Annotated in this window: 23 protein-coding genes; 9 read left to right on the top strand and 14 right to left on the bottom strand. The window is 66.2% G+C overall.

Translation table 11 applies throughout. The annotated features are described in order from the left end of the window. The first annotated feature begins 93 nt into the window (after positions 1-93). The 3 genes from A5686_RS10565 (at position 94) to A5686_RS10555 (ending at position 5,264) form a co-directional block, all read left to right on the top strand. Complete coding sequence (locus A5686_RS10565; RefSeq protein WP_067933830.1) at positions 94-1,899, top strand: N-acetylglutaminylglutamine amidotransferase; 1,806 nt, start codon at positions 94-96, stop codon at positions 1,897-1,899. After that, the gene (gene ngg, locus A5686_RS10560; protein ID WP_067933829.1) at positions 1,896-3,686 is read left to right on the top strand and encodes an N-acetylglutaminylglutamine synthetase; all 1,791 of its coding nucleotides are present in this window, start codon (positions 1,896-1,898) and stop codon (positions 3,684-3,686) included. Before A5686_RS10565 ends, ngg begins: the two co-directional genes overlap by 4 nt. Positions 3,687-3,779: 93 nt before the next feature. Then, positions 3,780-5,264 (top strand): MFS transporter, encoded by a 1,485-nt coding sequence (locus A5686_RS10555; protein ID WP_067933827.1) that lies wholly within the window; start codon positions 3,780-3,782, stop codon positions 5,262-5,264. Between the two features lie 24 nt (positions 5,265-5,288). Here A5686_RS10555 and A5686_RS10550 read toward each other — a convergent pair whose 3' ends face one another. The 5 genes from A5686_RS10550 to A5686_RS10530 form a co-directional block, all read right to left on the bottom strand. After that, the gene (locus tag A5686_RS10550; protein WP_067933826.1) at positions 5,289-7,094 is read right to left on the bottom strand and encodes a serine/threonine protein kinase PknE; all 1,806 of its coding nucleotides are present in this window, start codon (positions 7,092-7,094) and stop codon (positions 5,289-5,291) included. 172 nt (positions 7,095-7,266) lie between these two features. After that, on the bottom strand, positions 7,267-7,596 hold the full coding sequence (locus A5686_RS10545) for a hypothetical protein (RefSeq protein ID WP_067933824.1): 330 nt from the start codon (positions 7,594-7,596) through the stop codon (positions 7,267-7,269). Between the two features lie 173 nt (positions 7,597-7,769). Next, the gene (locus tag A5686_RS10540; RefSeq protein ID WP_067933822.1) at positions 7,770-8,486 is read right to left on the bottom strand and encodes a pyrimidine reductase family protein; all 717 of its coding nucleotides are present in this window, start codon (positions 8,484-8,486) and stop codon (positions 7,770-7,772) included. A 3-nt stretch (positions 8,487-8,489) separates the two neighbouring features. After that, entirely contained in the window at positions 8,490-8,987 is a 498-nt protein-coding gene (locus A5686_RS10535; protein WP_067933821.1) for a flavin reductase family protein, read from the bottom strand. A 91-nt stretch (positions 8,988-9,078) separates the two neighbouring features. After that, positions 9,079-10,359, bottom strand: a complete 1,281-nt coding sequence (locus A5686_RS10530; protein ID WP_067933819.1) for an APC family permease — start codon at positions 10,357-10,359, stop codon at positions 9,079-9,081. Between the two features lie 107 nt (positions 10,360-10,466). Between A5686_RS10530 and A5686_RS10525 the strand changes: the two genes are divergently transcribed. Further along, the gene (locus A5686_RS10525; protein WP_067933817.1) at positions 10,467-11,207 is read left to right on the top strand and encodes an ArsR family transcriptional regulator; all 741 of its coding nucleotides are present in this window, start codon (positions 10,467-10,469) and stop codon (positions 11,205-11,207) included. Between the two features lie 2 nt (positions 11,208-11,209). Then, positions 11,210-12,691: a multicopper oxidase family protein gene (locus A5686_RS10520; protein ID WP_067933816.1), complete on the top strand. Its 1,482-nt coding sequence runs from the start codon at positions 11,210-11,212 to the stop codon at positions 12,689-12,691. Positions 12,692-12,708: 17 nt separating this feature from the next. On the opposite strand, the gene A5686_RS10515 is transcribed toward A5686_RS10520, so the two are convergent. Further along, positions 12,709-13,833 carry an FAD-dependent oxidoreductase gene (locus A5686_RS10515; RefSeq protein ID WP_067933815.1) on the bottom strand — a complete coding sequence of 375 codons (1,125 nt, stop codon included), beginning with the start codon at positions 13,831-13,833 and terminating at the stop codon, positions 12,709-12,711. Between the two features lie 71 nt (positions 13,834-13,904). Between A5686_RS10515 and A5686_RS10510 the strand changes: the two genes are divergently transcribed. After that, positions 13,905-14,792 (top strand): hypothetical protein, encoded by an 888-nt coding sequence (locus tag A5686_RS10510; RefSeq protein WP_369829694.1) that lies wholly within the window; start codon positions 13,905-13,907, stop codon positions 14,790-14,792. Here the strand turns inward: A5686_RS10510 and A5686_RS10505 are convergent. After that, the gene (locus A5686_RS10505; RefSeq protein ID WP_067933813.1) at positions 14,789-15,706 is read right to left on the bottom strand and encodes a TIGR03619 family F420-dependent LLM class oxidoreductase; all 918 of its coding nucleotides are present in this window, start codon (positions 15,704-15,706) and stop codon (positions 14,789-14,791) included. The genes A5686_RS10510 and A5686_RS10505 overlap by 4 nt on opposite strands. Positions 15,707-15,768: 62 nt before the next feature. Between A5686_RS10505 and A5686_RS10500 the strand changes: the two genes are divergently transcribed. Further along, on the top strand, positions 15,769-16,458 hold the full coding sequence (locus tag A5686_RS10500) for a PadR family transcriptional regulator (protein ID WP_067933812.1): 690 nt from the start codon (positions 15,769-15,771) through the stop codon (positions 16,456-16,458). Here the strand turns inward: A5686_RS10500 and A5686_RS10495 are convergent. After that, positions 16,455-18,152, bottom strand: a complete 1,698-nt coding sequence (locus A5686_RS10495; protein WP_082947578.1) for a 3-ketosteroid-delta-1-dehydrogenase — start codon at positions 18,150-18,152, stop codon at positions 16,455-16,457. The genes A5686_RS10500 and A5686_RS10495 overlap by 4 nt on opposite strands. Positions 18,153-18,254: 102 nt before the next feature. Between A5686_RS10495 and A5686_RS10490 the strand changes: the two genes are divergently transcribed. Further along, positions 18,255-19,379 (top strand): Rieske 2Fe-2S domain-containing protein, encoded by a 1,125-nt coding sequence (locus A5686_RS10490; protein ID WP_067933810.1) that lies wholly within the window; start codon positions 18,255-18,257, stop codon positions 19,377-19,379. Between the two features lie 44 nt (positions 19,380-19,423). Continuing rightward, complete coding sequence (locus tag A5686_RS10485; RefSeq protein WP_231986344.1) at positions 19,424-19,681, top strand: ferredoxin; 258 nt, start codon at positions 19,424-19,426, stop codon at positions 19,679-19,681. 29 nt (positions 19,682-19,710) lie between these two features. Here the strand turns inward: A5686_RS10485 and A5686_RS10480 are convergent, their stop codons facing one another. From A5686_RS10480 to A5686_RS10455, 6 genes are all read right to left on the bottom strand, one after another. Further along, on the bottom strand, positions 19,711-20,034 hold the full coding sequence (locus A5686_RS10480; protein WP_067933807.1) for a DUF732 domain-containing protein: 324 nt from the start codon (positions 20,032-20,034) through the stop codon (positions 19,711-19,713). A gap of 235 nt (positions 20,035-20,269) precedes the next feature. Further along, positions 20,270-20,878: a PaaI family thioesterase gene (locus tag A5686_RS10475; protein WP_067933856.1), complete on the bottom strand. Its 609-nt coding sequence runs from the start codon at positions 20,876-20,878 to the stop codon at positions 20,270-20,272. Between the two features lie 42 nt (positions 20,879-20,920). Further along, entirely contained in the window at positions 20,921-21,997 is a 1,077-nt protein-coding gene (locus A5686_RS10470; protein ID WP_067933805.1) for a hypothetical protein, read from the bottom strand. Beyond that, on the bottom strand, positions 21,997-23,001 hold the full coding sequence (locus A5686_RS10465) for an alpha/beta hydrolase (protein ID WP_067933803.1): 1,005 nt from the start codon (positions 22,999-23,001) through the stop codon (positions 21,997-21,999). The genes A5686_RS10470 and A5686_RS10465 overlap by 1 nt, the downstream gene beginning before the upstream one ends. Beyond that, positions 22,998-23,849, bottom strand: coding sequence for an SDR family NAD(P)-dependent oxidoreductase (locus A5686_RS10460; protein ID WP_067933802.1), 852 nt, complete (start codon positions 23,847-23,849; stop codon positions 22,998-23,000). Before A5686_RS10460 ends, A5686_RS10465 begins: the two co-directional genes overlap by 4 nt. Then, the gene (locus tag A5686_RS10455; protein WP_067933801.1) at positions 23,846-24,325 is read right to left on the bottom strand and encodes a nuclear transport factor 2 family protein; all 480 of its coding nucleotides are present in this window, start codon (positions 24,323-24,325) and stop codon (positions 23,846-23,848) included. The genes A5686_RS10460 and A5686_RS10455 overlap by 4 nt, the downstream gene beginning before the upstream one ends. Positions 24,326-24,421 lie beyond the last annotated feature (96 nt).

The raw sequence follows: 24,421 nt of genomic DNA, 5'->3' as shown, positions 1-24,421 counted from the left end.
ACCGATTGCACGTGGACCGGCAACGGGGCGCGTCGACGCATGTCGAAGCGGCCATCTGGCCGCTTCCGTTCGGGCAACGGTAGGGTCGAAGGCGTGTGCGGAGTCACCGGGGAGGTACGGCTCGACGGGCAGGCGCCCGACGTAGCGGCGGTCTCGTCGATGGCCGCCGTGCTGACGCCACGGGGCCCGGATACCGGAGGCGCCTGGTCGCAGGGCCGGGTTGCGCTCGGCCACCGTCGCCTCAAGATCATTGACCTGACCGAAGCGGGCGCCCAGCCGATGATCGACTCCGAGCTGGGTCTGTCCCTGGCGTGGAACGGTTGCATCTACAACTACAAGGAGTTGCGGCAGGAACTCAGCGGGTACGGCTACCGGTTCTTCTCGCACAGCGACACCGAAGTTCTGATCAAGGCCTACCACCGGTGGGGCGATGACTTCGTCAGCCGTCTGTTCGGCATGTTCGCCTTCGCCATCGTCGAACGCGACAGCGGGCGGGTGCTGCTCGGACGGGACCGGCTCGGCATCAAGCCGCTGTACCTGACCGAAGACAGCCGCCGGGTCCGGTTCGCGTCCACCCTGCCGGCCCTGCTGGCCGGGGGCGGCGTGGACACCCGCATAGACCCGGTAGCGCTGCACCACTACATGAGCTTCCACTCGGTGGTACCCGCGCCGAATACCATCCTGCGGGGAGTCCGCAAGGTGCCTCCGGCCTCGCTCGTCGCCATCGAACCCGACGGCAGGCGCACCGTGACCACGTACTGGGCGCCCGACTTCACCCGCCATCAGGACCGCGCGGACTGGTCGGAACGCGACTGGGAAGACGCCGTGCTGTCGACGCTGCGGCTCGCGGTGCAGCGCCGCCTGGTCGCCGACGTGCCGGTCGGTTGCCTGCTGTCGGGCGGCGTGGACTCCAGCCTGATCGTGGGTCTGCTCGCCGAAGCCGGCCAACACGGGTTGTCGACCTTCTCCATCGGCTTCGAGTCAGCGGGTGGCGTCAAAGGCGACGAATTCCAGTACTCCGACATCGTGGCCGAGCGCTTCGAGACCGACCACCACCAGATCCGCATCGATTCCGACCGGATGCTGCCCGCGCTCGACGGGGCCATCGGCGCGATGAGCGAGCCGATGGTCAGTCACGACTGCGTCGCGTTCTATCTGCTCAGCCAAGAAGTGGCCCGGCACGTGAAGGTTGTGCAATCCGGTCAGGGCGCCGACGAGGTGTTCGCCGGCTACCACTGGTACCCGCCGATGGGCGACCCAGCCGCGGCGACCCTCGACGGTGCCGTCGCCCAATACCGCGGCGCCTTCTTCGACCGCGATGCGGCCGGGGTTTCGGCGCTGGTCGGATCGGGCATCATCGCGCCCGACGACCCGAGCCTGCGTTTCGTCACCGAGCATTTCGCGCAGGCAGGCGCCGAGACGGGTATCGACCGCGCACTGCGGCTCGACACGACGGTGATGCTGATCGACGACCCGGTGAAGCGGGTCGACAACATGACGATGGCGTGGGGGTTGGAAGGCCGGGTGCCGTTCCTCGACCACGAGTTGGTCGAGCTGGCAGCTACTTGTCCGCCAGAACTCAAGATCGCCCACGGAGGCAAGGGCGTTTTGAAACAGGCTGCGCGACGGGTGATTCCGGCGGAGGTCATCGATCGCCCCAAGGGCTACTTCCCGGTCCCGGCGCTGACCCATCTGGAGGGCCCTTACCTCGACATGGTCCGTGACGCTCTCTACGCGCCCACCGCCAAGGAACGCGGCCTGTTCAACACCGACGCGGTGGACGCGCTGCTGGCCAACCCCAACGGCAAACTGACCCCGCTGCGCGGTAACGAGCTCTGGCAGATCGCCCTACTCGAGCTGTGGTTGCAGCGCCACGGTGTCACCGGTCCGGTTGCATGACCATGGTCGATCCGTCCGGCGACCACACCGAGGCGATCACGCTCGGCTTGCACGATGCTTCACCGCCCGAGCTGGTCGACGCGATGGCCAAGGATGTCGAACTCGAATTGGGTTGGGGCCGACTGATATTCGGGCAAACCTTCGCCAATTCGCAGGAACTGGTCGAAGCGCTGCGTCGCGAGGGACCCGGGCGCCGCGACATCTGCATCTACGCCCGGGAATCCCACGTGGTGGTGGCCGAGGCGCCCACCGAGCTGTTCATCGACCCCAGCCACACCTACCGGCTGCGTTTCACCCCTAAGACGAAAAAGCTTGCGGCGGCGCCGCTGGGCCTCACGGTGCGCACACTCAACGACCCGATCGACGCCGACGCCATGAATCGCGTTTACGTGCGCTGCGGCATGGTCCCGGCAGGCGTCGACGTCATCTGGCACAACCATCAGCACGTGCCTGCGGTGAAGTATCTGCTCGCGGTGCGCGACGAGGACGGCGCGGTGGTCGGCACCGTCACCGGCGTCGACCACGAGTTGCTGTTCAACGACCCGGAAAAGGGGTCGAGCCTGTGGACCCTGGCGGTGGATCCGGCCGCGGGGCTACCCGGTGTCGGGGGGGCCCTCACCAGGGCGCTGGCCGAGCACTTCCGCAGCGCTGGCCGGGCGTACATGGATCTGTCGGTGGCGCACGACAATGCCGCCGCCATCGGTCTTTACGAGAAGCTGGGTTTCCGTCGCGTCCCGGTGCTGGCGATCAAGCGCAAGAACGCGATCAACGAGCCGCTGTTCAGTCCGCCGCCGGAGACCATCGATGACCTCAACCCGTACGCCCGGATCATCGCCGACGAAGCGCTGCGCCGCGGGATCTGGGTCGAGGTGCTCGACGCCGAGACCGGCGAAATGCGCCTGACCCACGGTGGCCGCAGCGTCATCACCCGGGAATCGCTGTCCGAGTACACCTCCGCGGTGGCCATGTGCCGCTGCGACGACAAGCGGCTGACGCGGCGCCTGGTCTCAGAGGCGGGCATCACCGTGCCCCGGGCGCGGCTGGCCACCTTTGATGAGAGCGATTTCGCCTTCCTCAAGGAGGTCGGCGAGGTCGTCGTCAAACCGACGCGTGGCGAGCAGGGGAAGGGCATTACCGTTGGGGTCGTCCCGGACAACGGGCCCGACGACCTCAGCTCCGCCCTGGCGCGGGCCCGCCAGCAATACCCGGACGTGCTGATCGAGCAGCGGGTGACTGGCGACGACCTTCGCCTCGTCGTGATCGACGGCCGCGTCGTCGCCGCCGCGCTGCGGATGCCACCGGAGATCATCGGCACGGGCGAACACAGCGTGCGGGACCTGATCGCCGCGGAGAGCCGGCGGCGCTCGGCGGCCACCGGCGGTGAGTCCCGCATCCCGATCGACGACCTCACGGAGTCGACGATTGCCGAGGCGGGCTGGAAGATGGACGACGTGCTGCCGCAGGGGACCCGGCTGCGGGTCCGGCGCACCGCCAACCTGCATCAGGGCGGCACCATCCACGACGTCACCGCGCACGTGAACAGCGAACTGTGCCGCGTCGCGGTGACGGCGGCCGAAGCGATCGGCATCCCGGTGACCGGCATCGATCTGTTGGTGCCCGACGTCACGGGCGCCGAGTACGCCTTCATCGAGGCCAATGAGCGCCCGGGGCTGGCCAACCACGAGCCGCAGCCAACGGCCGCGGCCTTCATCGACTTCCTCTTTCCCGGCCATCCCGGCCAGCCGCAGGCCTGGACTCCCGAGGAGTCCCGTTCCGAGCGTGGCTGACGCCGGCGGGCGCGGCGGAGTTTCGAGGCCTCGCCGAGGGCTAGGGACGGGCTTTGGTGGGTAAATGCTCTGTCACACCAGAACGGAGACCGCATGAGTGCGACCGCGCAGACCAAAACCATCTCGACGCATGTGCCGGCGCGGCTGGACCGGCTGCCGTGGTCGCGTTTTCACTGGCGCGTCGTGGTGGGCCTGGGCGGGGTGTGGGTGCTCGATGGGCTTGAGGTCACGATGGTCGGCAACGTGTCGGCCCGGCTCATGGAGCCGGGCAGCGGCATAGCGCTGGACGCCGCGCAGATCGGCATGGCGGCGGCGATCTACATCGCTGGGGCGTGCTCGGGGGCGCTGTTCTTCGGTCACCTGACCGACCGCTTCGGCCGGCGAAACCTGTTCATCCTGACCCTCGCCCTCTATTTGGTGGCCACGGTCGCCACCGCGTTCGCCTTCGCCCCGTGGTATTTCTTCTTGACCCGTTTCTTCACCGGGGCAGGCATCGGTGGCGAATACGCAGCCATCAATTCGGCCATCGACGAGTTGATTCCGGCGCGAGTGCGCGGTCGCGTCGACCTGATTATCAACGGCACGTATTGGCTGGGTTCGGCCGCCGGGGCGGGCGGCGCGCTGATCCTGTTGAACACGTCGAATTTCCCGCCCAACCTCGGCTGGCGGCTCGCCTTCGGCATCGGCGCCATCCTCGGCATTTTCGTGCTGCTGGTGCGACGCAACGTCCCGGAGAGCCCCCGCTGGCTGTTCATTCATGGCCGCGACGACGAAGCGGAACAGATCGTCGGCGACATCGAAGAGGCGGTCCAGCACGAGACCGGCCAACCGCTTCCCGCACCGGAGGGCAAGGCGCTGCGGATCCGTCAGCGCACGGCGATTTCGTTCCGGGAGATCGCCGCCGTGGCTTTCAAGCTGTATCCGCGGCGCGCGATCCTCGGGCTGGCACTGTTCATCGGGCAGGCATTCCTCTACAACGGCGTCACGTTCAACCTCGGCACGCTGCTGAACCACTTCTACGATGTGCCGTCGGGCACGGTGCCGGTGTTCTTCGTGCTGTGGGCCCTGAGCAATTTCGCCGGGCCGCTGGTGCTGGGGCATCTGTTCGACACCGTTGGCCGCAAGCCGATGATCACGCTGACCTACATGGGCTCCGCGGCGGCGGTGGTGGTGCTGGCGCTGGTCTTCGTTACCCGGGCCGGCGGTGTCTGGGCGTTCATCGGCGTGCTGATCGTCGCGTTCTTCCTGGCGTCGGCGGGGGCCAGCGCGGCGTACCTGACCGTCAGCGAGATCTTCCCGATGGAAACCAGGGCGCTGGCGATCGCGTTCTTCTACGCGATGGGCACGGCGATCGGCGGTATCACCGGCCCGTTGCTCTTCGGTCAGCTGATCAACTCGGGCTTGCGCAGCGAGGTGGTCTGGTCATTCCTCATCGGGGCGGTTGTGATGGCCGCGGCCGGCCTGGTCGAACTGTGGCTTGGCATCGCCGCCGAGCAGCGTCCGCTCGAGGAGCTGGCGTTGCCGTTGACGGTGGAAGACACTGAGCGCGAAGATGATTCGGAGCCGGTTACCGACTAGGCCGGACGGGCCTTTGGCCGCTTGCTACCCGGTGAGTTTTGTCAGCCAGGACGGATTCTGGTAGTTCACCGCCGTGCTGCCGTCCCATACGAACGGTGTCGCGTTGGCGTTGTCTGCCGACATGGTCGAGTAGCCGTTTGCGGCTTTGGCCTTGGCCGTGCCGATCTCATCGCCGGACTTGATACAGGTGACGACGCCGGCATCGGCGCCGACCGTCTTGGCCAATTGCGCGAGCTCGCCGTCGGTGCGGTCTTCGGCAGCACCTTCTTGTGGCTGAAAGTTGCTGGCGAACAAGCCCGAATAGAAGTCGGCATAGAGCTTGGGGTCGCTCTGCGCGGCGACACAGTAAGTGGCCGCCACCGCGCGCGTCGAGTAGTCCTGACTGTGCGACTTTTCGTCGAGGAAGTTGAGCAGGTGATAGCGCACGGCGAGCTTTTTGTTGTTCACCGCGGCGTCGATGTCGGCGGCATTGGACCTGATGAAGCTGCCACACGGCGGACAGATCGGTTCGTTGAAGATGTCGATCGTGGTCTGGGCGGCCGAACTACCCACGAACACACCGTCGTCGAGGATCCGCAGCACGACGGCATCCGCCGGCGGCGGAGGCGGGACCGGCGCCGGCCGGGAGTTCGACTCCCAGGGACGAACGACGCCGAGGACCACCCCGATGAGCACCACCGTAAGGGTGGCGGCGATACCAACCCAGAGCCAGGGCTTGCGGCTGGTCCGCAGCGGTTGACCCCAGGGCGGGGTCACCGGGCCACCGACATTGGTCCACACCGGCGGCCCGCCCCAGGCCGTCGGGTGCAGCCCCGGTCCGCCGGACGCCAAGGCTTGCCCGCCGGTCGACGGCGCCGGCCAAGAGCTGACCGGTTGTGGCGCCGGGCCGGGCGGCCCGGGCGCAACGCCGCCTGCCGGCGGACTGGCGAATGCGGCCGGCGGGGCGGCGATTTGGCTGCGCTCCAGAATGTCGGTGGCTCGATCCCGGTCGGGTGCGGCCAGTGCGCCATAAGCGGCCGCCGACAGGTCACCGCAGGTGAGGAAGCGGTCCGCGGGGTCCTTGGCCATGCCGCGGGCGATCACCGGATCGAAGGCGGCCGGGATGATGCTGGGCCGCGCCGCGCTCGGTCGCGGGATCGGCTGGTGCACATGTGCGCCCATCACGCTCAGCTGGTCGCCCGGGTAGGGCGGCGAGCCGGTCAGGCACTCGTACAGCACGCAAGCCAGAGCGTAGATGTCGGCCTTATGGGTTATTTGGGCGTTGCCGAACCGTTCCGGGGCCATGTATTTGGCGGTGCCCACGGTGGTGCCGAATTGCGTGAGCTTTTCGTCGGAAGTGGCGCTGGCGATGCCGAAATCGACGAGATAAGCGAAGTCGTCGGCGCTCACCAGAATGTTTTCCGGCTTCACATCTCGATGCAGGATCCCCGCGGCGTGGGCGGCATCGAGCGCCGAACCGATCTGGCGGATGATCGCTACGGCCCGCGGTGGGGGTATCGGCCCGTAGCGCTTCAGCATGCTGGCCAGGTCCTTGCCGTCGATCAGCCGCATGTCCACGTAAAGCTGGCCGTCAATCTCGCCGAAGTCGTGGATGGGCACCACGTGCGGTTCATGCAGCCGCCCGGCGGTGCGCGCCTCGCGCTGCATCCGTGAGCGGAAGACCGGGTCATTCGACAGCGTCCGCGACATCAGTTTCAGAGCCACAATGCGCTCGCGGACCGTGTCCTCGGCCTCGTAGACATCGCCCATGCCACCGCGACCGACCAACCGCCGCAGCCGATACGGCCCGAATTGCGTCCCTTCCCGCGAATCCGCGGTCGCGTCACTCATCGAAACTCCTCACCCGCCGGCCGTGTGCCGCAACCGACCGCCGGCGCCCGCACCCACCCGGCCAGTTCCTGCGCCGATCCGCGTATGCGGTGGCATGCAGGCATAAGGCTAGGGTTTCGGCGACCAGGGGGCACGGCGAATAGCGAAAGCCAGCTAATTCGAGAGGGCGGAGTCAGCGGTGGTCGTCATCGCTGGTGAGTCCTTCTCGGGACAGCGCCCGGACGAATCCGTACGCCTGCATGCCGGCCGGCCCGGGATTGTCAAAGATCCATTCGTTGATCTTTTCCAGCGCGTTGGCCAGGTCATCGCGCTTCACCCGCACCAGGTAGGTCTTTCGGTCGTCGTCGGGGTCTTCGAGGGAATCCGCGACCGCGACGGGGTTTCTGAACGCGTAGGCGATTCCGTGCACCGCGTCGTGGTTCAGCGCCCAGTGGATTTCACTGGGGCGCAACCGGTTCACCGCTAGATTGCGGTAATCATGGTCGTCGGCTGAACTGCTCACCTGGCCGGTGATCCTATTCTGTGTGCATCTGGGAGTGGACGGCGATCAAGTGCGGGGACGGTCGCGCGAAGCGACTCGATCGGGTTTGAAACCGGGCATTTTCATCATAGGAAGAGGTGTCGTCTGCTGCATGTTGAGCGCTTTTGCGTACGCGCATTCGGCCGGCCGCGCGCTCACCGGCGATACTTCAGATACAAATAGCTGTCGCTGACCAAGGCGTGCTCGAGGCTCATGGTGACCGGGCCGGGCAGCCGCGCCGGGTGCAGCCGGTGGCCCACCGGCTGGTTCGCAGCAAGCTTGGGGGCTAGCGTCACGCAGATCTCGGTCACCACGTCGGCTTCCACCAGCTCGTCGAGCAGCGTCGGTCCACCCTCGCACAAGATGTGATGCATACCTTGCTCACGCAGTATCGCGACCGCCCGGGAGACGTCCACCGAGTCCGCCCCGGCAACCATGATGTGTTGCCGGTCTTCGTCGAGGTCGTATCGCGCGGCGGTACGTGCGCAGGTCACCAGGATCGGCGGCTGGTCCGGGTTGCTGAACAGCCGGGCCGGCAGTGCACCACTGCGGCTCACCACGGCGATCGGGGGTGGTCCGATTCGCCCCTCGTGATGCCGTCTGGCGCGAGCCGCATCGCTGAGCGTTACCGGGCCATAGTTTTCGGCGCGTGCGGTGCCGGCGCCGACGAGTACGACGTCGGCCAGGCCGCGCAGAATGTTGAAGAGGCGTTGATCGGTGGGGCATGACAGCGGACCCGCGCGACCGCCGAACGCGGCCGCGCCGTCGGCGCTGAAGATCATGTTGGCTCGCACGCCATCTGGGGGATCGGCGTAGAAGGGCGCGAGTTCGGTGATGCCGGAGACGGCGGCGATCCGGGGTGACTCGCTCACACGCTAGGCCTCGTGGCCGGGTTGAAGCTCGTGCACGTCGCTGAAGGACACCCAGGTCTCGAGTTCCTGTGGTGGGCTGCCGTCCACCGGTGCGAGCAGGTGCCCGACGTGGTCGCCCAGCGAGAACCGTTCTAGGATCTCGCCGACGAACCAGGCGGCGGCGTCGTCGAGGATGGGCATCTCCTCGGGGCCGGGATGCCAGGAACAGCGACCGAACTTGTCGACCTCGTCACTGGTCTGGCCGCCGAAGAGCTCCACCACGTCCAGGTGCTCGCGGCCGAACACGTGCACGGCAACGTGGGAGGCGTCGCGGGCGATGCGGAACGTGTGGTTGCGCTGGGACAGGCCGACCAGGAATCGGGGCGGATGGATGCTGGTCTGGCTGGCGAAACCCACCAGGCAGCCGGCCGGGGTGCCGTCGGCCTGGGTGGTGACGACGTACATCGGATAGTCCAGCAGCGCCACCAGCTTGTCGAATGCTTCGGTTCCCGGATCGGACATCCGGTCAGTCTTCCCCGTGCGGCCCCTGGAGAATCACGTTGTTGCGATGTGCCCGCCGGCGGGTCGGCCGGCTCCTGCGGTATTGCCGAAATCAAGTGCGATTTCGGTTGCGTCGCAACCGCATCGGGGCGACAAGACGGCGAATCAGATAGGCGGTGATGCCGATGCCCAGAACCAACGCACCGGAAAGTACGGACCGCAGTGGCATCGCGAAAGCCAGCATCAGGCAGCCGAGCAACCCGATCACCGGAATGGCGCGGTGCGGGCGGCCCTCCTCGGGTCCGAGAGTGAATGCGGAGGCGTTGGCGACGGCGTAGTAGATCAGTACGGCGAACGACGAAAAACCGATGGCGTCGCGAAGGTCGGTGGCGGCTGCCAGGCTCGCCACGACGACGCCGACCAGCAACTCCGCGCGGTGGGGCACCCGGAACCGGGGGTGCACGGCGGCCAGCGCGTGGGGCAGATGGTGATCCCGGGCCATGGCCAGTGTGGTGCGCGAGACGCCGAGAATCAGCGCGAGCAGGGAACCCACCGCCGCGGTCGCCGCCCCCACTTGGATGAGGGGCGCCAGCCAGCCCGTGCCCGCGGCGCGGGCCGTCTCGACCAGCGGGGCGGCGGTCTGGGCGAGACGGTCGGGTCCCAGCGCCGTGAGCGCTGCCACGGCGACCAGTGCGTAGACCGCCAGGGTGACGGCGAGCGCCAGCGGTATCGCCCGTGGGATGGTGCGGGCCGGGTCGCGCACCTCCTCGCCCAGTGTCGCGATGCGCGCATAGCCGGCGAACGCGAAGAACAGCAGACCCGCGGCCTGGATAACGCCGCCAATGGTGGCGCCGCTCAACCGGAGTCGATCGGCGTCGGCGGCTGGCGAGCTGAACGCGGCGACGCACACCCCGGCCAGCACCGCGAGCACGGCGGAAACGATGACACGGGTCAGCCAGGCCGACTTCTGCACGCCGGCGTAGTTAAGCGCGGTCAGCGCGATTACCGCCGCGACGGCCACCGCATGCGCCTGCGCCGGCCACACATACAGGCCGATGGTCAAGGCCATCGCCGCACACGACGCGGTTTTGCCGACGACAAAGCCCCACCCGGCCAGGTAGCCCCAGAAGTCTCCCAACCGGTTTCGGCCATAGACATAGGTGCCGCCCGATGCGGGGTAGCGTGCCGCCAGCCGCGCGGAGGAGGTGGCGTTGCAGTAGGCCACGACCGCGGCCAACGCCAGACCCGGCATTAGTCCCGAGCCGGCCGCACGCGCCGCGGGTCCCAGCGCCGCGAAGATCCCGGCGCCGATCATCGACCCGAGCCCGATCGTCACCGCATCGAAAACGCCAAGGCTGCGCCGCATTTCGTTTTGGTCGGCCGGAACACTCATCGGGGTGTTTTTGGACACTCGGCCTCCTGACAGTCCGGAGTGAAGAACATCGTGTCACCTGCGCGGTGTGCAACCTATCAAATCAGTTTGATGTATTGTGCGGGGTTATGGCAGCGAATCGAGGGCCCGTCCCACCGCTGATGCAGATGGCATCACATCCACTGCGGTGGGCGCTGCTGGCCGAATTGGCATCCGGGGACCAGCGGGTGCGGGAATTGGCTGCCGCTGTTGGCGAGCCGCAGAATCTGGTCTCTTATCACCTGCGGCTGTTGCGCTCGGCCGGGCTGATCGATGCGCGGCGCAGTAGTTTTGACAGCCGCGACATCTACTACTGGTTGAACCTGACGAAGTGCGCGGCCGCGTTCGATGAGGCCGCCGCCGCTTTGCACCCGGCGTTGACGCCCATGCCGTCCATCAAGGCGCCACAGCGGTCGGTGTTGTTCGTGTGCACCGGGAACAGCGCGCGGTCACCGATGGCTGCGGCGCTGCTAGACAAGAAGGGCCAGAGGCGTATTCGAACGGCGAGCGCTGGCAGCCACCCGAAATCTCGGCTCCACCCAAACGCCATCCGGGTCATGCGAGCCGAGTACGGCATCGACCTCAGCGGCACCCGGCCTCAAGCTCTGGTCACGGTTTCCCGACGCCGCTTCGACTGCGTGATCACATTGTGTGACAAGGTGCGCGAATACGCGCGCGAGCATGAGCTGCCGACGACGACACATTGGAGCGTGCCTGACCCGTCCGCCGCCGGTGCTACATACCCGGAATTCCAGCGTGTGGCAGGCGAATTGAGTCGGCGCGTCGATTTCTTGGTACCCGTTTTGAGTGCCCGCGCGGGCGGGCGGTGAGCGTGACGCTCAACCGGCGCGAGTTCTGCGTCCGCGCTGGCCTCGCCCTGGCGGGCGCAACGGGGAGCGTCACCGCCCTCTGGGGGGCCGGTTGTTCGCATCCCCCGCCGGCGGGTCCGCCCAGCGGCAAGGCGGATTACACGCTGCGGATCGGCTCGGGGAAGGTCGAATTGGCCCCGGACCGGATCGTGTCGACCCTGACCTACAACGGTCAATTTCCCGGTCCGCTGTTGCGCTTCAAGGAGGGTCGGCGTACTTGGGTCGACGTCTTCAACGACACGGATTTGCCAGAACAATTGCATTGGCATGGTCAGCACCTGGGTGCCGATGTCGACGGCGCCGCCGAAGAGGGAACCCCCGACATACCCGCACATGGCATGCGGAGAATTTCTTTCGTCCCCGGTCCGGCCGGCTTCCGCTTCTATCACACCCACGTCGTGCCGCGCGCCGATCTGTCCCGGGGGCAGTACAGCGGGCTGGTGGGCCCGGTCTACATCGAGGCGGCCCAAAACGCCGGTGCTTACGATAAAGAAGTCTTCCTGACGCTCAAGGAGTTTGAGCCCACGTTGAGCCGCGGGGGTGACATGGCCACCGATTTTCTGGCCGGTGAACAGGACGAAGATCTGAAGGACAGGGGCGAGTCGTCGATGGCCGCTTCGCTGCACCGAGGTGAGTCGCCCGGCAACGAGGTGAATTACGGTGCGTTCGCCATCAACGGACGCATGCTCGGCCACGGCGATCCCATCCGCGTGCAAGCCGGTCAACGGGTGCTGCTGCACGTTCTCAACGGCAGCGCCACTGAAACTCGAAGTTTGGCCCTGCCCGGCCACACCTTTGACGTGGTGGCGCTGGACGGCAACGCGGTACCCACGCGGACGGTGGTGCCGGTGTTATGGCTCGGTGCGGGCGAACGGATCTCGGCAATAGTCGACATGACGAATCCGGGTGTTTGGGTGTTGGGCGATTTGTCCGACGACGACCGCGGGCGCGGATTGGGTGTGGTTGTCGAATATGCCGGGCGCAGTGGGGATGCGCGATGGGCGCCGCCGCCGTCGTTCCGGTGGGATTACCGGCTGTTCGGCCAGCAGAAGGGCGCTGCACCACCCGATCACGTCATCGACATGTTGATCGAGAAACGCAACGCCGCCGACGACGGTTTCAACGTCTGGACGATCAACGGTGCGCCTTTTGTGATGGGCACCAACAAACCCGTGCTGAACATAGAGCGTGGTAGGCGCTACCGGTTGCGTCTGCGTAATGCCAGCGACGACCTGCATCCGATGCATCTGCACCGGCACAGTTTCGAGATCACCCGGTTCGCGGGGACACCGACTGCCGGCGTGCGCAAGGACGTCGCGATGCTCGGCGGCTACCAAAGCATGGAGATCGATTTCGTCGCCGATCAACCCGGCCTTTCGCTGCTGCATTGCCACCAACAAATCCACATGGATTACGGGCTCATGCTGCTGCTCAACAGCGCCTGACGCCGTCGGCCGGCTCCTTAACCGAGCGGGTTGTTTCGGCGCACCCCCCGGTACATGCCCCAACGCACGATCCACGGCATCACCACGCGCTCGACCGACCAGGATGGGAAGCGGAAAGCATGCCCGGTGGGCAGGAAGACCTCTAGCCCGTTGGGCTGTATACCCACCAGCGAACCCCACCGCCGCGCCGGTGCCCGGTACGTCCGCAGCGGCCGTCCGGCGAAGTCGGCGCGGACGTTGCGCGCCACCAGTGCGTCGCCGCGGTTACGGGCAGAGCTGCGCAACGGGTCGGTCGCCGCGACGTCGCCGACTGCGAACACAGCTCGGTGGCCGGGCACGCGCAGCTCTCGGGTCACGCGCACGAACCCCCGCTCATCGAGCAGATCCGCCGGCAGCCAGCCCGTGTTGGGCCGCACCCGCCCGATCGCCCACAGCACGGCGTCGGCGCTGGTCGGGAGTTGCCCGGTGCTCCAGTGGACCGGTCCGCTGGTCAGTTCATCGCCCGCGAAGCCGTCGGCCACCACCGCGCGATGTCCCGGATGCACGCCGACCCCCAGCTGGGTCAGCCGGCCGCGAATGCGCTGCCATATTCGTGGATGGTGCCCCTCGAGAGCGGACTCGCCGGGGAAGTACAGGTCGACCCGCTTGCCCGGCCAGGTGGTTGCCATGTTGAGGGCGCTGCTCACCGCCGCCGCCCCGCCGCCCACGACGACCACCGACTTGGCGGCGGCAAGCCGGTCGTGCGCGAAGCGCAGTCCCGCGCCGATCTCGGCGGCCGACTGCACCGTCGGCTGGCGCCAAAAGCCGTTGCTGACCCCGGTTGAGATGATCAACGCGTCGTAGTCCTCGGTGACGGCCGCGCCGTTTTCGGTTCGGCCGAAGACGGTTCGGGCGGCCAGATCCACTCCGGTCAGCGTGGCCTGCACGGTGCGCACGCCGTCGAGGCGGCGGAACCGGTCGAACGGGATCCAGTAGTCGCGGGCCCAGTCGTGCGGACGCGAGAGCCGGACGCCGAGTTCCTGTCCGCTCACCAGCGCGGGTTTGGCCGAGATCCCGACGACGTCGGCATGCCGGGACAGCCGGATCGCCGCGAGGACGCCGGTGTCCCCGAGCCCGGCGACGACGACACGCTTACGGTCCATGTCGTTATCCTGCCCTGCATAGCTGTCGCGCGAGCCGGCGACCGATCCGAGAGCGAGGGAGGCAACATCAGTTGATCGTCTCGCGCAGAATCGGTAGCCCAATGCGGCTGGGGAAGCCGGAGGCTGCGGCGCGTCCGCGGTTGAGCGCCGTGCTGCGCGCCGCGGCGCGTGCATCGGCGCCTCGACCCGCCGCGGCCCGGCGCGCCGCCAAGGATTTCGAGAAGGACATGATTTCGGCAGTTATCGCCGAGATCCGGTGGTCGTTCACCGCGCCGCGCACCTGGCTGATGGGTGTGGTGGCCAACGTCATCTTCGCCGCCGGCTGGTTGCTGGTGCAGCCGCTGACTCTCGGCCGTCACCACGATTGGGTGATCCTGGTGGGCACCTACTTCTCCTCGTGGGTCCTGGCCGATGTCACCACCACCAACTTTCTGGGCGCCGACCACTACCGCATCGTCCAGGGTTTATCGGACGGGGTGCCTTTCTGGCGAATCCTGGTGATCAAGAACCTCGCCCTGCTCGTGATCGTCGGCCTGCCCACCCTGGCCGCCGCGGTCGCGTTGACACTGTGGCTGGAAACCCCAGGGCGGCTGGGAATTACGATACCCACGGTCGCGGTGCCCATCGTGTCCTGGCTGGGTGTCGGCAACTTCATCTCGGTGCTGCATCCCGTCAGTGCCGAGCCGCTGATCCGGCGCTGGCGCCAGCGCGGCGATCTGAGCCGCACCCGCAGTTGGGTGCTGGCCCTGACTCTGCCCTATGCGCTGTATTACGTGGCCGATCCGATGAACGGTGTGGAGCACCGGGTGTTGTGGAAGCAGGCGCCCGCGCTGATCTGGCCGGTGTTCGGGCGCGAAACGAAAGGCTTTGTGCACCTCGCCATCGCCGTGTGCGTGTGGATCGCCGGCAGTATCGCCGCGGTGTATTGGGTGCGCGAACGCGGGTTGCGGATCCGCTAGGACACCTGGGGTTTGATCTCTTCGATCACCCACTGCGCGTAATCGAGGTATTCGTCCACGCCGCCCACGGCGGGAACGGGGACCGCGGTTACGGTCACGCCCTGCTCGGCCAGATAATTCAACCGGTCGATGATCTGTGTGGCGCTCATGCCCGGCCGATCGGTCGTGCGGCGGGCGACGTGTCCTTCGCCGACCCGGTTGGTGCCCAGCCCGTGCATCACCTCGAATTGCCGGCCGTCATAGGCGGGTTGGGACTTTATGTAGTCGAGTTTGCGCGCGATCTGTTCGGGCGGGGTGAGAAACGGCCACCACCCGGAGCCGAAGGTGGCCGCCCTGCGCAGGGCGGCGTCCGCGTCACCACCGACCCAGATCGGAAGATGGGGCTTTTGAATGGGTTTCGGCTCGAAGACGATGTCCGCGAATGACACATACTGGCCCTCGAATCGCGGTGTGTCACTGGTCCACAATTCGACGATGGCCGCCAGATACTCGTCGGCGATGCGGCCCCGTTCATCGAAGGGCACTGAAAGCAACTCGAACTCGCGGGCCAGCCACCCCACTCCGAACGTCACCATCATCCGGCCCCCGCTCATCCAGTCGGCGGTCGCCAGCGCTTTGGCCAACACGATGGGATGCTGCAACGGCAAGACGGTGACGCAGGAGTTGATGGCCACCCGCTCGGTGGCGCCGGCGATGAAGGCCTGCGCAGTCGTCGAGTGTAGATAGTGTGGCCCGGACAACTCGACGTGATCGGTGGGGATGACGAGATGTTCGGGCACCGCGATCATGTCGTAGCCCCACCGGTCGGCGCATTGCACCATGCGTCGTTGGTCGGGGCCGGTGACGGCGGCCTCCCACGGCTGCGTAATCGCCTTGAGGCGCAGCAGGTGCGGAACGGGAAAGGCGAATTTCACGGGCGTCCCAGCCAGCGGTCCATGTCCTCCAATCTAAGGTGCGGTGTTGTTAACCTGGCGACATGGACTCCGGAACGGACCCTGCCGACCAGAATCTGACCAACGCGGCCCTTGCCGCCACCAGTTGGGCGCTGCTGGGCATGATGTCCTACGAAGAGGAAGTCTCAGGTTACGACCTCAAAAAGTGGATCGACTGGAGCGTCGACCTCTACTATTGGAGCCCCTCCTACAGCCAGATCTACACCGAGTTGAAGAAGCTGGAGTCGCTGGGGCTGGTGACGTCGCGTGTCGAACGCGATGAGGGCACCCGCAGCCGTCGGCTCTACAAGATCACCCCGGCGGGCATGGACGCCATCACCGAGTGGACCAACTATGCGCCGGTAGACCCGCCGGTGCTCAAACACTCTGTGCTGCTGCGGGTTACGTTCGGCCACCTCAGTAACCCGAGTCGGCTCAAGGAATTACTGCAAGAGCACGTGGCCTACGCCGAATCCAGGCACCGTAAGGCCGTTGAGGACGCCGAGGGAGCCGAGGCGGAGCCCGCCTGGGCGTACTCGGTGCTCGCGTTGCGCTGGGCGGCCAAATACTACGCCGCCGAGCGCGAATTCGCCCTGGAGCTGATGAAAGAGATCGACGAGGCCGACGCCGTCCTGCAGCAGGCCGCCAAGGGTGGTCTCGGCAAACCGCGGCCGACGCCAGGGTATTGGCGCGAGGTCGAAAAGCAGGTCGAGGCCAAGCGCGATCGCCGCTAACCCGCCGCATCCCGGGCGGCGACGTAGCCGTACACCAGCCCCTGGGCGATCGTTGCGCCCGCGCCCGGATATGTCGTCCCGAACGCATTGGCGGCGGTATTGCCGATCGCATACAGCCCGGTGATCGCCCCGCCGTCTTCGCGCAGCACCCGCGCCCGCTCGTCGGTCTTCAGGCCACCGCAGGTGCCCAGATCGGACAGCACCATCTGCACCGCGTAGAACGGACCTTTGACCAATGGGCGCAGGTTGGGGTTCGGCTTGATCGTCGGGTCACCGTAATAGCGATCGTAGGCGCTGCGACCCCGGCCGAAGTCGGGATCCGCACCGGCAGCGGCATTTCGATTGAAGCGTGTCATCGTCGCGAAGAACTCCGACACTCCGACGCCGATCCGCGCGCCCAGATCGGTGAGGTCGTCGGCCCGCACCGCGATCCCGGCGTCATACCACGCCTGGGGAATCCGCATCCGCGGAAATAGCTCGGCGCCAAAGACGTAACTGTTGCGGTACTGCTGGTCGAAGACGATCCACATCGTCTCGACCGGGCTGCCGGCGCGCTCCAGTTCGATCAACCGCTGCCCGAAGGACATGTAATCCGCCGCTTCGTTGGCGAACCGGTGCCCGTTCTGATCCACGATCAGACAACCCGGCAGCGACCGCTCGGCGAGCATCACCGTCGGTGCCCTGCCGGGTAGCGGCGCGATGGCGGGAAACCACCACGCCTGATCCATCAGATCGATGTCGGCACCGAAATCCTGGCCCGCGCGGATACCGTCGCCGGTGTTGGTGGCAGCGCCCAGACTCAGGTTGGCGCCCAACGATTCCGACTGGAATTTCCACCGCATGTCCATGTGGTGGTCGAAACCCCCGGTGGCCAGCACCACGCCTCGCCGCGCGGTGATCGTCACCTCGCGGCCGCCCTGCTCCACGACGGCGCCCGTCACACGGTCGTCATCGCCGGTGAGGCGCGCGAGCGTGGTGCCGGTCCACACCGGGATGCCGGCACGCAGCACCCCGGTGAACAGCCCGGCCATCAGGCCCTGGCCGCCCGCGGCGTACCGCCTGCCCACCACGCGGCCGGCCACGCCCTGCGCCAGGCGTTTGCCGTAGACGGGAAGTCCCTTGCGCGGCATCCGGGCGACCAGATTCATCCACCGGTAGTCGGCGCCCGTCGTCGGCATCGGGACGGTGACCTCCATTAGGCCGGGCTCCAGCCGGGTGCGGTACCTGCCGAGCAGCGAGGTGTCGAAGGGACGGCACTCACACGTGCGCCCGGCAGCGCTGCCGCCCGGCTCCTCGGGGTGATAGTCGGAATAGTCGCGTGCCCAAAACAGCCGCAGCGGCGTCGTCCGGCGCAGCATGTCCACCGTCGCCGACACGTTGTGAACAAACCCCGCCGACCGCCGCGGCGGCGCCGATCCGCAGACGACCGCGTCCAGATAGGTGCCGGCACGTTCCGCGGTGTCACCGGCCCCCGCCTCGGCCAGCACCGGGCTGGCCGGCAGCCACAGCGCGCCGCCTGACCGGGCGGTCGAGCCGCCCACATACGACGACTTCTCCACGATCAGCACCGACAGCCCCGATTCGTGGGCGGCCAGCGCGGCGGCCATACCGGTGCCGGAGCCGACGACGAGCAGGTCAACGCATGCATCGGCCACCGGGAGCCCGGCGGGAATCGTCGCGCTGTGCGTCGTCACGTACCTCACGGTAAGCGCCGCCGGCGCGACGCGGGAAGGTCCGTCCTGATCAGTGGAACAAGGGGGTCCCGCGGCCCGGCCCGGGGGAGTTAAATCAGGCTCATGACGTCGCAGACGGAGGCCGACGAAATTCGGTTCATTGAAGCGCAGGCCGCGCCCACGCGGTTCGCCCGAGGCTGGCACTGCCTGGGGCTGACCAGGGATTTCGGCGACGGCAAACCCCACACGATCAACGCCTTCGGGCAGAAGCTCGTCGTCTTCCGCAGCGGCGACGGGAAAATCAACGTGCTCGACGGATACTGCCGGCACATGGGCGGAGACCTGTCCCAGGGCGAGGTCAAGGGCAACGAGATCGCCTGCCCGTTCCACGACTGGCGCTGGGGCGGCGACGGACGCTGCAAGCAGGTGCCCTATGCGCGGCGGACGCCCCGGCTTGCCCGCACGCAAGCTTGGACCACCCTGGAGCAGGACGGCATGCTGTTCGTGTGGAACGACCCGGAGCGCAAACCGCCGGCGCCGGAGGTGAAGATCCCGCGCATCGAGGGCGCCACCAGCGACCAGTGGACTGACTGGCACTGGTATACGACCGTCGTCAACAGCAACTGCCGCGAAATCATCGACAACGTTGTGGACATGGCGCACTTTTTCTACATCCATGGCTCGCTGCCCACATACTTCAAGAACATCTTCGAGGGGCACGTGGCGACGCAGTACATGAATGGTGGAAGCCGACCCGACATGGGCGGGAGCGTCGGTTCACAGATGTTGGGTACGACGTCGGTGGCGTCGTACTACGGCCCATCGTTCATGATCGACGACCTGACCTATCACTACGAGCACGGCGACGCCAACACGATCCTCATCAATTGTCACTATCCCATCGACTCGAATTCCTTTGTGCTGCAATATGGGATCATTGTCAAGAAGTCCGACGCGCTGCCCGATGACCAGGCCATGGAGACTGCCATCACCCTGGGTGACTACGTCAAAATCGGGTTCGAGCAGGACGTGGAGATCTGGCGACACAAGGCGCGCATCGACAACCCGCTGTTGGTCGAGGAGGACGGTCCAGTCTACCAACTGCGTCGCTGGTATCAGCAGTTCTACGTCGACGTGGCCGATATCCAGCCGGATATGGTGGACCGCTTCGAGTTCGAACTCGACACCACCCGTCCCTATGAGGCATGGATGAAAGAGGTCGAGGCCAACATGGCGGCCCAGGCGTGACGACGCTGGAATCGTCGGTGCGAGAGGATAATCGGCTCGACGAGATGCCGATGGCGCCGGTAGCGTGCCGAATTTGTGGTGCGCGGGTGTTGGCCCGCAAGAGCAGCTGGAATCAGACCAGCGTGCAGTGGAACGCCGACGCGACGGCGCGGTGTATCGAGCGCGCCGACGCGCGGATGATTGCCACACCGGGGAGCCGGGGGGTCTTCGTCGTGTGTTCCGCGCTGAGTGCGTCGATCCTGGAAGCGGTACGCTGCGGAGACTTATCCGTCGTGGACGAGACCGACGGTAGGCAATGCTAAACCCGGGCGCTTAACCCGGGCGCTATGAACTATCCGCGCGGGATCTCATCCTTATGCCGCGGGCAGTAGGAGTAGATGCTCTGGGCGACGAAGAAGCCGGTATGAAACTCGGGTAAACTGCTGCTAGCCAACACATCTTGCATCACCTGCAGGGCCGTTTCGCCGGCGTCGAGCCGAGCGCAGACGTAGCGAGCAGCTTCGATCGCGTGTACGGCCGAAGATCGGTCGACGATGCCCTGGGCCTCCAGCGCCGCAAGGAATTTCTGGTCAATCGTGTCGGCATGGGCCGTCGGTGCCGCCGCCAGCAGCGCGGCGGATATCGCCCCCAAAGTGACGAGCAGGCGGGCAACCATGTCTGACGGGCTCCCTGGAGTGGGTGGTCGCGCCGAAACCGAATCGGGTAACCGCGCCCGACGCCTCGGCTGTCCTGTCTCGATTTTGCCGCATATCGTGATCGTGCTTGCCGATTATCGGTAGTTGTAACCCCGCGTGTCGACCTGCCGGCAAACGCGCCGGGTTGATCTTATCGGCGGGTGCGGTGTCACGCGGCGACCGTTGTAAACGAGATCGCATGATTGACAGCATATTTCACGATTCCTGTACACGTTGTGACCCGCCCAATCCGAGGTATTCCCGTGGTGTGATGAAAACGCCCTCGGCTTCCACCGTCACCCCGTCGGCGTTGCTGAGATGGCCGGTCGCATACGTCTTAATGCCGTCGATCCGCTCCACCCGGGCCTCGGCTCGAAGTGTCCCCAACCGCGTGGGGCGCAGATAGCGCACCGTGATGGTGCCCGTGTAAGCCGGCTTACCGGGCTGATGTGCCGTCGCGCCCAGAACATGGTCCAGGATTAGAGCGCACATGCCTCCGTGTACACAACCGGGCGGTCCCTCGTAGGCGGCGCCGAGGTGCACATCGGCATGTACGCCGCCGTCCGCGTCTTGCTGGACGACCAGTGGCGGAGCGATCGGGTTGTGCAGCCCGATGGCCACGTTGCCCGCAACGACGGTTTTGCCGTCAGGGTTCGTGTGCGCACCGAACGACCCTGCCATGAGCTGGGTGCTCAACAACTCGACGGTTTGGTCGACCAGAGCCAGGGCGTGTGCCACGGTCGCGTCGTCGGCCTCGCTGCGAATGGTTACGTCGATTAGTCGTCGCACCGACTGCGTCAGTCGTTCGCGAAGCGTGTCAGGCATCAGCACCGCCGCGCGAAACGCTGCATGGTGCGGTTCTTTTCGTCACGCCAATTGGAAGGCGCTCAGCGGCGCCTCGTCGGGATAGATGGATGGCCCGCCCAGGTCATAGGCGGCGTTGAGCGCACCGATGAAAGCCGGATCGTGCAGCGGCTCACTGGGAATGTCGAGCTTGATCCCGCGACCGTTGACGTCATCGACCATGATGTCGATGGCTCGGTCGATCGTCAGGTCGTCGGAACCGTCCATGTTCTTTTTCAGTTCGTCGAAGTCGGAGAACACCTCGGCCGACCAATGCACGAGGAACCGCAGTTCGTCGGTATGGTGGCGTGCGATGATCGCATCACCGTTTCTCAGCAGCCACTGGTCGCGGTCCTCCGGGTCACCGGCGAACACGGTGTCGAATCCCAATCCTTTCGGAATCTGTTGATCAAGAGGACCATTCGCCTCGCCGCGGTGCACCATCATCTCGTTCTGCACAACGACGCCACGGTTGTAGACAGGTGGTAGGACGCGCCTCGGTTCCCGAAGCGGACCGTCGGGCCAGTAGGTGAATCCGCTCCCGCGATCGAGAGAAAACCAAGTAATCACCTGCGCCATCTTTATCAGGTATTCGCCGAACAGGCCGGACTTACCCATCACGCTGGTGAGCCACGTCGGCGCGTTCTCGTGTCGCACACCGCGGAAGCTGGGCGAATCCAGATGCCCCGGATCGCGGTTCGCGCACGGTCCGTTGATGTTGAACAGCATCAGCTGGGGTTTGGCGTATTCGGCGCGCCAGTAGGTCTTGGCCATCTGCAGGAATTTCGCGTTGTAGAAGCAGTCGTGCAGTTGCGGGTAGAGCACGGCGCCATAGTTGGCGAGGTAGCCGCGGAAGGTCGGAGTGAGGAAGAGGTCCAGCGACGGTGTGAATCCCTCGGGAAAGGCTCCGCTCATCGTCGCGATCAATTCGTCAGGCGACGCGAAATGTTGCGCGATGATCAGCCTCCACGGGCCTGCGCTACGCACGACGTCGAACAGCCGCCCGATTTGGTCGTCGGTGTACACCTCGTCGATCTCCCGAGGCGGGGCGGCAGGCCGCAACACATCGGAAAGCTCCATCCGTCGATCGTTGGTGAGCATCAGCTGTCTCCTTCTGCACTGCGTTGACTGTTGTTCTGATGGAACTGCTGGACCGGCAACGGGTGAGCGAACTTCGCGCGCAGCAGCGCACCGATCTCCGCGATGGCCAGCCGGCCGCGCGCCGTTGCGTCAGACCGCATCAGAAAGCCGTGGCACATCCCGGGATAGCGCGTCACGGTTGTCTGCACAGCCGCGTCGCGCAGCCGCGCCGCGTACTGCTCACCCCAATCTCGGATCGGGTCGGCTTCCGCTGTCACCACGATCGCCGCCGGCAGTCCGGTCAGGTCGGTCGCGCACGCCGGAATCAGGTAGGGATCCTGGGGCGGGCCGGCGTCGCCATAGGCGAGTGCATGCAAGTATTCGATGTCGTCGCGGCTCAGCATTGGTGCGTCGGCGAGCGCGGTGATCGACGCGGTGTCCATATCGCGATCCAGTCCGGGATACAACAGCACCTGCGCGCAAATGGCCGGGCCACCGCGCTGGCGGGCGGCCAGCGCAACCGCCGCCGCAAGCGAACCACCCGCGCTGTCGCCGACGACCGCGAGTCGGGCACCGTCGACGCCCAATTCCTGCGCATGCCGCGATACCCATTCGGTTGCGGCGTAGGCGTCCTCGAATTGAGCGGGCGGCGCGAATTCGGGGGCCAGCCGGTAATCGACCGCTACGACGGCGGCTTGCGCGGTGGCCGCCAGCGCTCGCGCGAGCGGCTCGAACGAGTGATTGGATCCCATGACAAGTCCACCGCCGTGGAAGAAGACAAGGACGGGTCCCATGGCATCGCAGGTGGGGCGATAGATTTTGACGGGAATCGGGTCAGCCGGCCCGGGTATGACAAGGTCGGTGACGCTGGCCATCTCGGGCATGTCCCGGGGGAGCGGCGCAGCCTCGATAGCAGTGCGCACCGCGGCCAACCCCCGCTGGCGCATCGGTGGGACGTCGCCGAACGACGCGATCCGTGCGGCGGCGTCGGCATCCAGCCTGACCCTGGCGATCTGCGGACTCATCGGCGTGACGGGGGATGCTGGGTGGCAAGGACGTTCGCGCGTTCGGTCATCGCCGCCCCGACATAGTCCGGCTGGGTGAGCAGGTAGAAGCGACCCTGCGCGGCCTGCTCGAATACGGTCTCGGCGGCGGCCAGCGGATCCATGGCCCGGTCCTTGATTTGCAGCATGGCCGCGCGTTGCGCCTCGGCGGCATTGGCATTCACGGTGTCGAGGGCATCACTGGCCTCGACTCCACCGGCGGATTCAAAGATGTTGGATACCACCGCACCTGGCAGCACGGCCTGCACGTGGATGTGGTGATCGTGTCCGGCCGATTGGACGTCGAGGTACAGACATTCGGTCATGGCGAGAACGGCGTGCTTGCTCGTGATGTAGGGCGCTTGCAATGGAATTGCCACCACGCCGCCGACCGACGATAGGTTCCATACCCAGACCTGCTCGTCGGTGGCCATCATCTTGGGCAGAAATGCCCGCACCCCGTAGAAAACTCCGCTGATGTTGACATCGACGACGCGCCTCCAGTTGGCGATGGGCGTGTCCCACAAATACCCGAACTGTTCGACTCCCGCGTTGTTCACCAGCAACCGCACCGGCCCGACTTCCCGGTAGGTGCGTTCCGCGAGCCCTTGCAGGGCGTCCGGGTCGCGCACGTCGCAGACGACGTCGACCGCATCGGTTCCCGCTGCGGCGAGTTCGCTCCGTAACGCCGCCACGGCGTCCGCATCGACGTCGGCGAGCACGACCGTCATGCCCAACCGGCTGGCGTGGCGCGCCATTCCCGCGCCGATACCACCGCCTGCTCCGGTGATGACGGCGACGCCGCCGGAGAATTTTTCGCGAGCGGTCACCGACCGGCAGCACTCTTTGGGGCGAGCTCGGAAAGCTGCACCGAGTTCGTGGTGTCGAGCACGATGTCCATCTCAGTGAACTCAAGCCCCTTGGCGCCGCGCCTTACGCCCACAGTGGCGATGCCTGTCGAGACCGCGAACGGGACGAAGTTTGCGATCTGGTTGACGAAGATGTAGAAGCGCGCGTACGTGATCTCACCATTGGTGCTCGTGCGGTGCAGGTTGGTGGCGTGGTGGCGCAACGGGTAGGGACTCTGATCGCGATGGTCGGCAAGCCACTTCACCACCTCGTCACGACCATTCAAATCGGGCGACATCAATTCCTCGAAAGGACTTGCGCCTGAGTCGCTTCGGGTCACGTAGTGCACGTCCTGCGCGCAGCGGCGCGCCAAGTCATCGTAGTGGGCCTCGTCGTAGTGGTACCAGAAGCCCGCGATGAAGTCGTGCAGTTCGGATAGCGTGACCTCGTTGCTCATGGCAGGTAGTCAACACGCTGTGGCCCGCGGGTGTCTGATTGATGTCCGGTCAGTGGAACACTGTCTGCCCAACCTCCCACTCAGTAGACGGGGACC

This window comes from Mycobacterium sp. E2479, assembly GCF_001667925.1.
Lineage (GTDB): Bacteria > Actinomycetota > Actinomycetes > Mycobacteriales > Mycobacteriaceae > Mycobacterium.
The sequence above is the reverse complement of the archived record's forward strand: the minus strand, read 5'-3'. Positions and strand labels throughout refer to the sequence as shown.